We start from the raw sequence: 12971 nt of genomic DNA, 5'->3' as shown, positions 1-12971 counted from the left end.
GCCGAAGGGACCTGCCTCATTCCTCTTCCTTGCTGTTCCTGCCCTTGAGGGCCGACTTGACCGCCTCGACGATGTAGTTCTGCATCGAGGGGTTCTGGTGTTTGACTGCTTCGTACACCAGGCAGGGGAGCTTGAGCGAGATCTGGACGCCGTCCTCGTCCAGCGTCTCGAGCCAGCGGCAGAACTTGTCCCATGAGTCCCAGGTCGTTTTCTTGATGGCGCCCTTGCTGTACAGCTCGATGAGCGTCAGGTCGTCCTTGAGACGGAACAGGATTGTGTGCTCGTCGTGCTCCTTGAAATCGCTGTAGGCGAAGAATTTTACCTCACCGGCGATCTGGTCCTTTCCCTTGATGCTGACCTCGACCGCCTTGTTGCAGCGCATCAGGATGTAGTCGTCCTTCCCCTTGAAGTGGAAGGCCAGGATCGGATCGGTCGTGCGATCGGTGTCGCTCGGCGTCTTCAGGGCGCGATAGACGCGCCGGGCGATCTGCTCGTTCGCTGTATACGTCGCGCTGTCTCTCGCTACTCGTTTCATGCACCCTCGAATATATCACATCGCAACTTTGTCAATGGGGCGCGTCTATCCCCTGCGTCCGTCGGCACTTTGACATTGAATCAACCCCCCGTTCGAAGTACATGGAAGTCTCCATGAAAATCGCACGGAACCAAGGCAGGGCGCGGCTTTCCGGGGCGCTGATTGCCGGCCTGGCGCTGGCGTCACCGCTGGGCGCCGCAGCCACGGACCTGCCGGCCGCAGGCCCCGGACCGGACCCCTCCGGGATGGTCCAGGCCCTGGCCGAGATCCATCCCGATTACCGTCTCTACGTTGCCTCGGTCAGGGCGCTCCCCGTGGGAATCAGCCGGCGGCTCTACATGGCGCTGGTGCGGCCCGGGGCTGACGATCCGGCCGGACGCAACAGCGCCCCAATCGCAGGCACCGGGGCCCGGAACGACATCGTCTACGACGAGGAGGCGGTCGTCGCGGGGCACGGCCCGGCGTGGCGCTATCTCCTTCTCTCTCACGAGTACTTCCACGCCCGGCACCTGGCGGAGGCCACGCGCCTTCCGATCGCCCGCGGCTCGGGCGTGGAGCTCGAGAGGCACTACAACGAGGCGGCGGCGTGGGGCTTCAACGTCGCCGAGGCGCGGGCCGGCCGGTATCCGGGGCTGCTTCCGGAGGAGTTCCGCGAGGCGCTCGACCGCTACGGGGAGCACTACGCCGCGCTGAAGGCGCTCATGAAGAAGAGCGACCCGGAGCGCTGGCGGCTCGTCGCCGACCTGCTGCTCCAGCCGGACGCCCTGTTCACGACGGCCGGCTCACCGCTTTCAAGAGGTCCTGGGCGTCTTTCTGGCCTGGGTCAAGCGCCAGCGATTCCCTGAGAAACTCCTTCGCCTTGTCGGGCTGGCGATTCTGAAGATAGGCCAGAGCCAGGGCGTTGTAGAGCGTGGTCGTCCTCACTCCCTTGCCGCGTGCGGTCTCCAGCGCCTCGATCGCCTCACGCGAATGCCCCTTCCGACCCTGCGCCGCGCCGAGGTTGACCCATGACTCGAGGTTGTCGGGATCCTTCGCCACCGCGCGCTGCAGGATCTCGATCGCCTCATCGAGCCGCCCGCTCCGGCCGTAGAGCGCGCCGAGGTTCGACATCGTCGCCGCATAGTCCGGGTCGTACTCCATCGCCTTCTTGAAGGTGCTCTCCGCCTGCGGCAGCTCCTTCTTCCACTCGTGGATCATCCCCAGCCAGTTCAGGTGCACGACCGACTTGCTGTTGATCTCGAGCCCCTTGCGGACGATCGGCTCGAGCGTCAGGATGCGCGGCGTGTTCCGGTAGATGGTGTGCAGCTCGGTGAGCGGCTCCGGCTGCGCCGGGTTGAGCCGCAGCGCCTCGAACAGATCCTTCTCGGCCGCCTGCGTCTGGCCGTCATGAAGCTCGAGCGAGCCGAGGGTGGCGAAGATCTCCGGCATGTCCGGGTGCTCGCGGGCCAGGCTGCGGTAGAGCTCGATCCCCTCGCGCGTCCGCCCGCCGTCCTTGTAGAGCCGTCCCAGGATGAGATAGACCTGCCGCTCCTCTTCCCCGTATCTGGCGATGACCTGCCGCGCCAGCTCGATGGCGCGGTCGTAGTGCTTCTCCTCCTCTTCGATCTTGATGGCGAGCAGTTTCGCCGGCACGAAATCGGGGCTGGCCTTGAGCGTCTCTGCGGTCAGCGCCCGCGCGCGGGCGTAGTCTTTCTTGGCCAGGTACAGGCTGGCCTCGTTCAGGTTCGCGGTCGAGAGGGCCTCGCCCCCCTCTCCCCCTGCCGGCGCGCCGCCTGCCTGCGCGCCGCCTGCCTGCGCGCCGCCCGCCCCGGCCCCCCCCGTCCCGGCGCCGCCCGTGCCGCTGCGGCCTGCTTCGGGCGCTCCCGCGGGGGCGCCGCCTGCGGCCCCGGCCCCGCCTCCGACGTACCCGAGCGATTTGAGCCGGGCGACTATCTCCTCGTCCGCGCCGCTCCCCGCCACGACGGGGCGGATCTGCTCCAGGCTCCTCCCCACTTCTTCGTAGGACGGCAGCGCGCGCGGCGGGAAACGGGCCAGGAACTCCTGGCTGATCGCCTCCTTGAGGACGCGTCCCTGCATGTCCTGCGCCACGGGGAGCCCGGACAGGTAGAGGACGGTCGGCGCGATGTCGAGCAGCTCGGTCGTGTCGAGCCGCCCGCGCCTGATCGGGGGACCGGCGGCGATCAGGACGCCGTAGCGCCGGTGCCAGAGGCCCGGCTTCCCCTCGATGTACGGCGGCTCCCGCGTCGGACGGCTGGTGCCGTTCTGGAAGCCGTGATCCGAGACGACGATGACGACGGTGTCCTTCGACAGCTTCGCGAGGACCTCCCCGATCAGGCGGTCCTGGTACCGGTAATAGGCGAAGACGGTGTCGTGGTAGGCCGCGAACTCCTCCGCCGTCGCCATCTCCATCCTGGGCGGCATGTAGTGCGCGAAGCGGTGGCAGACCTCGTCGATCCCCTGGTAATAGATGGAGAACAGGTCCGGCTGGCCGCGCTTCAGGATATCGAGCGCGATCGCCTGGTACGACCTGGCGCTCGCCAGGATCTTGGTCAGGTGGTTGACCGGCTCCCGGTACGCGGTCTTCGGGTCGTCCTTCACCTGCTTGCGGAGCGCGGCGAATTGCGCCGGGGAGACGACGGCGAACTTCCTGACCTCGTCGAGCGTGATCGCGCCGTCATCCACCAGGCTCGGCCGGATCTCGCCGAAGTAGGACTCCGGGTAGGTGATCCCCTTGCGCTCCGGATCGTTGGCGACGAACCCGAACAGGCTGTAGGCCACCCGGTCGGAGATCATCCAGCCGTTGACCGGCTCCGCCGGCCAGGTCGCCCACCAGGCGATGAAGGCCGACGAGCGCCCGGCATCCGAGAAGATGTTCCACAGCGCCTTGACCTTCCTCCCGCGGCTCGACACCGGGACGGCCAGGCCGGTCCCGGCGTCCCTGACCAGGAAGTCCAGGATGCCGTGCTCGTCGGGGGGCTTGCCGGTGGCGATGCTCGTCCACAGGAGCGGGGACAGAGTCGGGATCATCGTCTTGATGTTCCCCCAGGCGCCGCGCGCCTTCAGGGCCGCCAGGTTCGGGAGCTGTCCTTTCTCGAGCAGCGGGTCGATGATCTCCCAGTCCGCCGCGTCGAGCCCGATGATGGCGACCTTGAGCTTCGTGTCGGCCATCCGATCGCGCAGCGCGCGCGCCGTGATCGCCGCGATCGCGTCCGGCGCGCCACGGGGCCTATCGAGCCTCAGCGTGATCGAGGCGAAGCCGAGCGGCTCGAGGTCGCCGCGCACCTTCCGCTCCAGCTCCCCCTTCCCTTCCAGGAGGGCGATCGACTCGGCCGAGGCGCTCCTGCTCCAGGCCGACACCGAGCTCGACGCCGCGGCGCCCAGCGCCTCGACCGGCGACCCGGTCCGTGACGGCGACCCCAAGAACTTCGAGAGCGCCGCGTCGTCCATCTGCGCTTCGATCGAGAACGGTATTTCGATGTCGATTCCTTCCTTCGTCCGCACCCTGACCGACCCCGCGGCGCGCAGCGTCCCCCCGGGGACCCTCAGGACCTCGTGGAGGAGCGGGACGGCGACGTGGGTCCCGGTCGACATCCGCTCCGCGGCTCCCCCACCCCGGGTCCGCCGGAAGACGCGCTCGTTCGGCCCGACCCGCACGAGCGAGACCCAGACCAGCCCCGCGGCTATCAGTAAGAGAAGAACCCCGATGAGGACGACCCGGCGATGTGCGCCGCCTGGGGGGGGAACGGGTTTGGATGGGGAGGGCATGGTGATGGGTCCTTTGGAGAGACTTAGGGCACGATTGAGTATACCAAAGGAAAATGCCCTACTTTCGTGGTGGTGGGGATGGGCAGTGTCCCTGTAACCTCTTGGCTTTCAATTACATATTCGACTTCCCCGGCGACTTTTGCCCCAGGAGGCCCCCTCCCCGATCGAAATGCCCAATTCCCCAGGGAGGGCATACGGTCCACCACCACGGTTGTAGGGCATTTTCTTTTTCTCATGGACTCCTTTCTTTCTCGGCCCAATCTTCTATCCTGTGCCCTGAAAGTCGTGCCCTGAGTCCCAAAGCGCGCGCGTACGTCGTCGCGGTCTGTCTCGCCGGGATCGTGGCGGCGGCGGTGGCGTGGGGGCTGGGGGACCGGCCGCAGGTGGTCCCGCTCCTGGTCGCGATCGCGGCGGCGATCGTCTCGTCGCCGTTCAGGATCCCGCTGCCGGTCCTGGGCAACGTCTCGATCGCCTTCGCGTTCGTCTTCGCCTCTTTGATCATGCTCGGCGGACCGGCCGCGGTCTTGACCGCGGCGGTGTCGGGCGTCTCCGCGTCGCTGCTCAAGAGGGGCCCCCGGCCGCCGGTCCACCGCGTCCTGTTCAACGTCGCCGATCTGTCGGTTTCGGCGGCCGTGGCGGCCGGCGTCTTCCGCCTGGCGGGAGGGACCCCGGGGCCGCTCGATCCGGCGGCCGAGTGGCTGGCGGTCGTGATCGGCGCGGCGGCGTTCTTCATGGCGAACTCGCTCCTGGTCGCGGGGGCGGTCAGCCTCACCGACGAGATCCCGTTTTTCCATAACTGGCGGACGAACTTCCTGTGGACCGGGCCGGCATACCTGGCGGGCGCCTTCCTCGGGGCGGCGCTGGTCATGGGGGTCCAGCGCTTCGGGCTGCCGGCGCTCGGCCTGTCCCTCCCCCTGCTGTACGTTCTGTATTTCTCCCTCAGTCTGTACGCGGAGAAGATGCGCGAGGAGCGCCGGCACGCGAAGCAGGTGGCCGACCTTTACCTGTCGGTCATCGAGGCGCTCGCGCTGGCCATCGACGCCAAGGACCGCACGACGCAGCGCCACATCAGGCGGGTGCAGGCGTACGCCGTCGAGCTCGGCCGGATCCTGAAGATCCCCGACGCCGGCCTCGAGGCCTTGAAGGCCGGGGCGCTCCTGCACGACGTGGGCAAGCTCGCCGTGCCCGAGCACATCCTCTGCAAGCCCGGACCGCTGACCCCCGAAGAGACCGAGAAGATGCGCATCCACCCGCGCATCGGCGTCGAGATTCTCGAGACGATCAACTTCCCCTTCCCCTTGACCGAGGTGGTGCGCTCGCACCACGAGAAGTGGGACGGCACCGGCTACCCCGATCGCCTCAAGGGGGAGGAGATTCCGATCACCGCGCGAATTCTCTCGGTAGCGGACTGCTACGACGCGCTGACGTCCGACCGGCCGTACCGCAAGCCGCTCGGCCGCGAGGAGGCGCTGAAATACGTGCAGGATGAGTCGGGCACCTCGTTCGACCCGAAGGTGGTGGAGGCGCTGGTCGACAACCTCGATCGGCTGCACGCCCTGGCCGACGAGATCAACCTGTCGCAGGAGACCGCCAGCGCCCCCGACAAGAGGAAGCTCTCCAAGGGGGCCGACCCCCTGACGCGCGACACCAACCTGCTCCGCACGTCGATCCTGGAGCACATCTACTCGGCCCAAGGGGAGCTGTTCGCGCTCTACGAGATCGCGCAGAGCACCGCCCGCAGCCTGAACCTCGACGAGGCGATGGGGTTCATCGCCGGCAAGATCGCGCGGCTTCTGCACTATCGCTGCCTGGTCCTCTACCTGCACGACAAGGAACGCAAGGTCCTGTCGGCCCGCGTCGTGCACGGCCTGCACTCCCCCCGGCTCTCGCGGCACACCCTGCCCCTGGGCTCGAGGATGAGCGGCTGGGCCGCGGTCCACCGCATGCCCCTGCGCGGCGTCGGCCACCAGGACTCCGTCCGGCGCGAGGGGGCCCGCTCCGACCTCGAGGACCTGATGCAGGAGAAGGGGCTCGAGAACCTCGACAGCTCGATCGTCGCGCCCCTTCTCGACGGCGACGAGCTTCTGGGCGTCCTGGCGCTGTACGACGTCCGCGACTTTCCGTACGAGGACGACCACCTGCGCATCATCTCGACCGTCGCCAAGCACGTGGCGACGGCCGTGAAAAACGCCCTGCAGTTCGGCGCCCGGGAGGAGAACGCCCTGGTCGACCCGCTGACGCGGCTGCCGAACGCGCGCTACCTGTTCGTCAGCTTCGAGGAGGAGCTGGCGCGCGCCACGCGCCAGCAGGTGCCGCTCAGCATCATCGAGCTGGACGTCAACAACTTCAACGAGGTGAACGATCAGCACGGGCACGCCGCCGGGGACCGCATCCTGCGCCAGCTGGCGCGCGTCATCCGCAAGCAGATGCGCGGCTGCGACACCTGCGTGCGTTACGCGGCCGACGAGTTCATCGTGACCCTTCCGGGCGTGGGCAAGCCGGAGGTGGCGCGCCTGCAGGGACGCATCCAGGAGACCATCGAGGCGCACAAGTTCGTCGTGCACGGCGGCAAGCCGGTCAAGCTGTCGGTCAGCATGGGGACCGCCTCCTTCCCCGAGGACGGCAAGTCCCTCGACGCCCTGATCGCCGTCGCCGACGCCCGGATGTATGACGTCAAGACCGCCCTCCGAAAGGGGAAGCCCGATGGATCGGGCTACCAGCGCTTTACCGGGCGCCGATCGGTCGGGTTGAACTGATTCTGTTGGATTTCTGACACACCCTTCCCGAAGAAAAACCTTTGCGCGCTCAACGGATTAGTAGTATTTTCCCGCCATCGGCCTGGGGGGGCTCGGATGCAGTTTTTCGCTCCGAATCGGGACCCTGCTTTCCTTGGGTGTGACTGCGAAGGCCCGGATCGGAATGACCCAGCAGAGTGGCCGCTGTGCCTCAGGAATCTGAGCCGCGCTTCAACCAGCGCTACGAGATTGTCCGCCCCCTCGGCGAGGGCGGAATGGGCTCGGTCTGCCTGGTCCGGGACAGCCTCCTGTCGGGCCGTCCCGTCGCCCTCAAGTTCCTGAAGCCGGAACGGCTCCTCAACGGGGCCATCGACCAGTTCAAGGACGAGTTCCGCGCCATGGCGCGCCTGCGCCATCCGAACCTGGCCGAGGTGTACGACTTCGGCACCAGCGACGCCGACGGCCGCCACTTTCTGACCATGGAATTCGTCGACGGCGAGAACCTGGAGCGGCTCTCCCGGGCCGATCTGCGGGGCCGATTCGACAGCCTGGCGGTGCAGTGCCTGAGGGCGCTCGACTACATCCATGCGCGCGGGATTCTGCACAACGACATCAAGCCCCAGAACATCATGGTGCGCCCCCCGTTCCAGGTGAAGCTCCTCGACTTCGGCCTGGCGAGCCCCCAGGCCGAATCGACCCAGTACGGCCTCAGCGGGACGATTCATTACATCGCCCCCGAACGGCTGCAGGGGAAGGCCGTCGACGGCCGCTCGGACCTCTACTCCCTCGGGGTGATTCTGTACGAGGCGCTGACCGGCTCCCTGCCCCACACCGGCAGCCACGCCGGCCAGGTGGTCACGTCGATCCTGCGGGGACAGGTGAGGCCCCCGCGGTCGATCGACCCGGCGATCCCGGAGAGGCACGAGGCGTTCGTCATGGCGCTTCTGGCGCCCGACCCGGCCTCCCGCCCGGCCGGCGCGGCCGCCGCTCTCGAGCTTTTGAACCAGGGGACCGTCTCGCCGCTCAGCCTCGACACCCCGGAGACCTACGCCAGCTTCGTCACCTCCGGGCGGTTCGTAGGGCGCGACGACGAGCTCGCGGCGCTTCTCGCCCTGGCCACCGCCCACGCCCGGTCCCCCGAGCCTGAACGGCCCCCCGGCCCCGTGGCGGATCGGCCGCGGCTGGTCCTTCTGAGCGGCCCGGCCGGCATCGGCAAGAGCCGTCTTCTGCGCGAGCTGAAGCACCGGCTGCAGCTCGAGGGGGTGCGCAATCTCACCGGCCGCTGCTACGAAGACGGCGGCGTGCCGTTCCAACCGTTCGTCGAGGTCCTGCGGCAGCTGCCGCGGCCGTCCGACCTGCCGCCCGCGCTGCGCGCGATCCTCGACCAGCTCGCGCCGATCGAGCGCGAGGCCGGCGACTCGGCGGCCGAAGCCTCGGAGGCCTCCGAGCGCGTGGGGAAGCAGGAGTTCATCACCGGTGTCGTCGAGCTTCTCGACCGGCTGGCGGACGGATCGCGCGGTGTCGTGTTCCTCGAAGACCTGCACTGGAGCGATGCCCCCGGCGTCGACCTCATCGACCTGATGCTGCGACTTCCCGGACCCGGCCCCTGGCTCTGCATCGGAAGCCTGAGGGACGAGGAGGCGCGCCAGGCTCCCATCGGGCGGCTCCTGGATCGCCACGCGACCTCCGCCACCCTGCGCCGCATTCGGCTCGAGCCCCTCGGCCTCGAGCAGGTGACCAGCCTCATCGCCTCGATGGTGCCGTTCGCCGATCGGCCCGAGGGGCTGTCGCGCCTCCTGGCCGACCGGACCGACGGCAACCCGCTCTACCTCGAAGAGCTCATGCGGTCGCTGGCGGAAGACGGAACCCTCAGGCGGCAGGGCGGCGGCTGGATCGCCGAGAGCCGGACCCTCGAGTCGATTCGCCTGCCGCCGAGTCTGGGAAGCGCCGTGATCCAGCGCGTCGCCGGCCTGCCATCCGACGATCGGGACCTGGCCGAGACGCTGGCGGTCATCAACCGGCCGGCCGCCGCCGACCTGCTGCGCGTCGTGACGGGCGCCGACTTCGCCCGGACGGTCGCGGCGATGGAATCGCTCGAGAGGCTGAGGCTGGTGACGTTCGAGACCGCGGCGGACGGATCCCGGCTCGCCGGCCTGGCCCACAGCCGCATCCGCGAGGCCGTCTACCGACAGATCCCCGTCGAGCGGCGCCGCGCCCTGCACGCCGCGGTCGGGATGGCGCTCGAGACGACCCACGCCGGCGACCTCGATACCGTGACCGAGGAGCTGGCGCACCATTTCGTCGCGGGGGACGATCACGCGCGCGCCGCCGACTACTGCCTGCGCGCCGCCACCAAGGCGGACGCGCTCTACAACCCGCAGCGCGAGGTGCAGTTCCTCGAGCAGGCGATCGAGCATCTCCCCGCGAGCGATGCCCCGCGGCGCCTCGACGCGCTCTACCGGATGACCTTCGCGAAGTCCAACGACCTGCACGATTACGAGGGGGCGCTGAAATCCGGCCGCGCCCTCTGCGACGAGGCCCGCAAGGCCGGCGACGTCCTTCACGAGGGGAGGGGCCTCCGCGAGGTGTGCTGGAGCTCCGGGTTTCTCGGCGACCTCGCCGGCGCCCTGGACGCGGGCCGGCGCAGTCTCGCCCTGGTCCGCTCGCAGAACGAGAAGAAGGACGAGGTCCTCAGCCTGAATGCCCTGGGGACGGTGTGCGCCACCAACGGCGACAACCTCGCGGCGCGCGAGTATTTCGAGCAGGCGCTGACGATCGCCGTGGCCATCGGCGACAACAAATGCCACATCGGCGTCTTGACCAGCATGGGGCTCAACTATGTGGGCATGGGCGAGGGGGAGAAGGCCCTGCGCTTCCTGGAAGAGGCGTACGCCGCCGCCAGCAAGCAGGGATTCCACTACAGCGCCAATCGGATCCTGATCAACCTGGGCTGCGCCCGCTACGAGACCGGCGACCTCGACGGGGCCCTGAGCGCCATGGAGGAGGCGTACGCCTGGTCGCGCGACCATCCCATCGTGGAGTTCCTCCTGCATTGCTACGAAAACCTCGGGACGTTCCACGCGCAGCGCGGGCACTTCGACCGGGCCGTGCGCCATTACGGAGAGGCGGCCGCCGTGTACCGGGAGATCGACAACGCCCCGGGCCTCTCGCCGCTGCTCGACTTGCTGGGCGGGATCTATCCGGAGCTCGGCCGCTTCCAGGAGGCCAAGGAGCTGCACCGCGAGGGGCTGGCCCTGGCCCGCAAGATCGATTCACGCATGCAGGAGGGGTTCCACCTCGCCTCGCTCGCGAACGACCTGCTGCGCGAGGGGGCGATCCAGGCCGCCGAGGACTCCGCCCGCGAGGCGCTAGAGATCGGCCGGGCCCTGAACCACCCGAGGATCACCTGCCGGGCGCTCAGCGTCCAGGCCCTGGCCGCGGCGCGGCGCGGGGATCGCAAGACGATCACCGCGACGACCCGGGCCCTCACGCGCATCGACGTGAAGCGCCTGCGGTACCACGAGCGGCTTCAGCTCCACCTGACGCTCGGCCGCTGCGCCCTGGCGCTCGGGAAGCCGGCCGACGCCGAGCGCGAGGCGCGGGCCGGGCTCCCGGTCGTGGTCAGGGCCGGCATGCGCGAGCTGCAGTGGCGGCTCAACGCCCTGATGGGGGACGCCCTCGCGGCGAGGAATTTGCCGGACGACGCGATGCGCTTCTATAATGTCGCCCGCGAATTGATCAGAACGATCGCAGCGGAGATCGAGGACCCGATGATGCGCAAGGACTACGAGAACGAAGAAGCCCGTGTCTCCCTGATCGCCAGCGCCAGCGACGCCCCGGGCCTCCCGGCGGTCCAGGCGGCGGTGCCGGTCTCCGGCAAGGGGGACCCGGTCAAGATGCTCACGACCATCTACCAGATCACCCAGATCATCAACTCGATCCTCGATCTCAAGGAGCTCTTGAACAAGGTCATGGACCTGGCGATCGACCTGGTGGGCGCCGAGCGCGGCCTCATCTTCCTGTACCGCAGCGAGACCGACGAGATGGAAATGGTCGTGGCCCGCAACATCGAGCACCAGACCATCAAGGACGCCACCGAGTACAGCCGCAGCATCCTGAAGGAGGCCGGCCACGGCCGCTCCATCCTGTCGCACGACGCCGGCACCGACGAGCGGTTCAAGGAATTCCGCAGCGTCTCCATCTACCACATCCGGTCGCTGCTGTGCGTGCCTCTGAAGCAGAAGAACCGCATCATCGGCACCGTGTACGTCGACTCCCGCAAGCCCGGCACAATCTTCACGGAGGACGACCTGCGCTTCCTCGAGGCCTTCGCCAACCAGGCGGCCATCGCCATCGAGAACGCCCGCCTGTACGAGAGCACCCGGCAGGAGAACCAGTACCTCAGGCAGGCGGTGCAGGAGCGCTACGGCTACGAGAAGATCGTCGGCCGCAGCCCCAGGATGCGCGAGCTGTTCGCCATCCTGTCGCGCGTCGCCACCAGCAGCCTGCCGGTCCTGATCCGAGGCGGCAGCGGCACCGGCAAGGAGCTGGTCGCCCGGGCCATCCACCACAACAGCCCGCGACGCGACCGGAGGTTCTTCACCGAGAACTGCGCCGCCCTCCCCGACACCCTGCTCGAGAGCGAGCTGTTCGGCCACGCCAAGGGGGCGTTCACCGGCGCCGACACCTCGCGCCGCGGCCTGTTCGAGCTGGCCGACGGCGGCACGCTGTTTCTGGACGAAGTCGGCGACATGAGCGTGCCCATGCAGAGCAAGCTCCTGCGCGTCCTGCAGGACGGCGAGTTCCGCCCCGTCGGCTCCGAGACCCCGCGCCACGTCGACGTGCGCGTCATCTCCGCCACCAGCCGCGACCTCGAGGCCATGATCGAGCAGAAGAACTTCCGCGAGGACCTGTACTTCCGCCTCAAGGTCATCACCGTCAAGCTGCCGTCCCTGCGCGAGCGACGCGAGGACATTCCCCTCCTGGTCGATCACTTTCTTTCCAAGATCGCCCTGGAGAACAAGAGGCCCAAGCTGCGCGTCGAGCCCGAGCTCATGAACCTGCTCACTCGCTACGACTGGCCCGGCAACGTCCGCGAGCTGGAGAACCAGATGGAGCGCCTCGCCCTGTTCGCCAACGGCGACAGCCTCACCCTGCAGGACGCCCGCAACGACGGCGAGTTCTACGGCAAGGTCTCAGCCCCCGCCGCCCGCGGCTCCGACACCGCCATCACCCGCGACGACCTCCTGCGCGCCCTCACCCAGGCCAACGGCAACCGCGACGAGGCCGCGCGCCTGCTCGGCGTCAGCCGGGCGACCTTCTTCCGGAAGCTCAAGCTCCTTGGGGTCGGCCAGAGACGGCCGAGACTCGTCCGGCCGCCGCACTCGGCTTAGCGTCCGAGGCCTGTTCGGGTGAGATTCTCACCTACGTTGATATACGTACGGCATGAGATTTTACTTTAGCCTTCTGATACTCAATTAAAACAACCCGTTTATTTACAATAGTCTGCGTATAGTCTCACAAATTTACTTCTGTGACTTCCGATACATTTCGTAAACCACAGAATTATAGCTACTTAGTGGCTCAGTCGTCTCATGTCGACTCGTCTCGGGAGAGAAACAAGACCGTCGCTTGGGTGCCTAATCGCCTTCAGGCAAAAACTCTAATAGATCATATTTCCAATGACATCCACATCTTTCTGGTTCTGCCGTTACAAACCTGGCATTGCCGTTGCTGTAGCGGATCGGCGATGGCAAGTAGGCATCTAACCTAGAAAGTAAGAAGTCCCGGGAGGATTCGATGAAGAAGGCGGCGGTGGTGGTGGCGGTGATGGTTCTGTCCCTGGCGCTCAGCCAGTCGGCCATGGCGGCTCCGACCCAGGGTTACACGATGGCGGCCGGACACACGAACAGCGACAGTCTCTATGAGCGGCTCCT

Annotated in this window: 5 protein-coding genes; 3 read left to right on the top strand and 2 right to left on the bottom strand. The window is 67.6% G+C overall.

What is annotated here, in order from left to right; genetic code table 11:
* Positions 1 to 16: 16 nt before the first annotated feature.
* Positions 17 to 535 (bottom strand): hypothetical protein, encoded by a 519-nt coding sequence (locus VGV60_17295; GenBank protein HEV8703030.1) that lies wholly within the window; start codon positions 533 to 535, stop codon positions 17 to 19.
* A gap of 113 nt (positions 536 to 648) precedes the next feature.
* Between VGV60_17295 and VGV60_17290 the strand changes: the two genes are divergently transcribed.
* A complete protein-coding gene (locus VGV60_17290; protein ID HEV8703029.1) occupies positions 649 to 1380 on the top strand; it encodes a hypothetical protein in 732 nt (243 codons plus the stop codon).
* On the opposite strand, the gene VGV60_17285 is transcribed toward VGV60_17290, so the two are convergent.
* Positions 1304 to 4126, bottom strand: coding sequence for an alkaline phosphatase family protein (locus VGV60_17285; protein HEV8703028.1), 2823 nt, complete (start codon positions 4124 to 4126; stop codon positions 1304 to 1306). The two genes, VGV60_17290 and VGV60_17285, sit on opposite strands and share 77 nt — an antisense overlap.
* Positions 4127 to 4641: 515 nt before the next feature.
* Here VGV60_17285 and VGV60_17280 point away from each other — a divergent pair.
* Both VGV60_17280 and VGV60_17275 read left to right on the top strand, forming a co-directional pair.
* Positions 4642 to 7056 (top strand): HD domain-containing phosphohydrolase, encoded by a 2415-nt coding sequence (locus VGV60_17280; GenBank protein HEV8703027.1) that lies wholly within the window; start codon positions 4642 to 4644, stop codon positions 7054 to 7056.
* Positions 7057 to 7241: 185 nt separating this feature from the next.
* Positions 7242 to 12428 (top strand): sigma 54-interacting transcriptional regulator, encoded by a 5187-nt coding sequence (locus tag VGV60_17275; GenBank protein HEV8703026.1) that lies wholly within the window; start codon positions 7242 to 7244, stop codon positions 12426 to 12428.
* The last annotated feature ends 543 nt before the right edge of the window (positions 12429 to 12971 follow it).

The organism is Candidatus Polarisedimenticolia bacterium, assembly GCA_036001465.1.
Classification (GTDB): Bacteria; Acidobacteriota; Polarisedimenticolia; order Gp22-AA2; family Gp22-AA2; genus Gp22-AA3.
The sequence above is the reverse complement of the archived record's forward strand: the minus strand, read 5'-3'. Positions and strand labels throughout refer to the sequence as shown.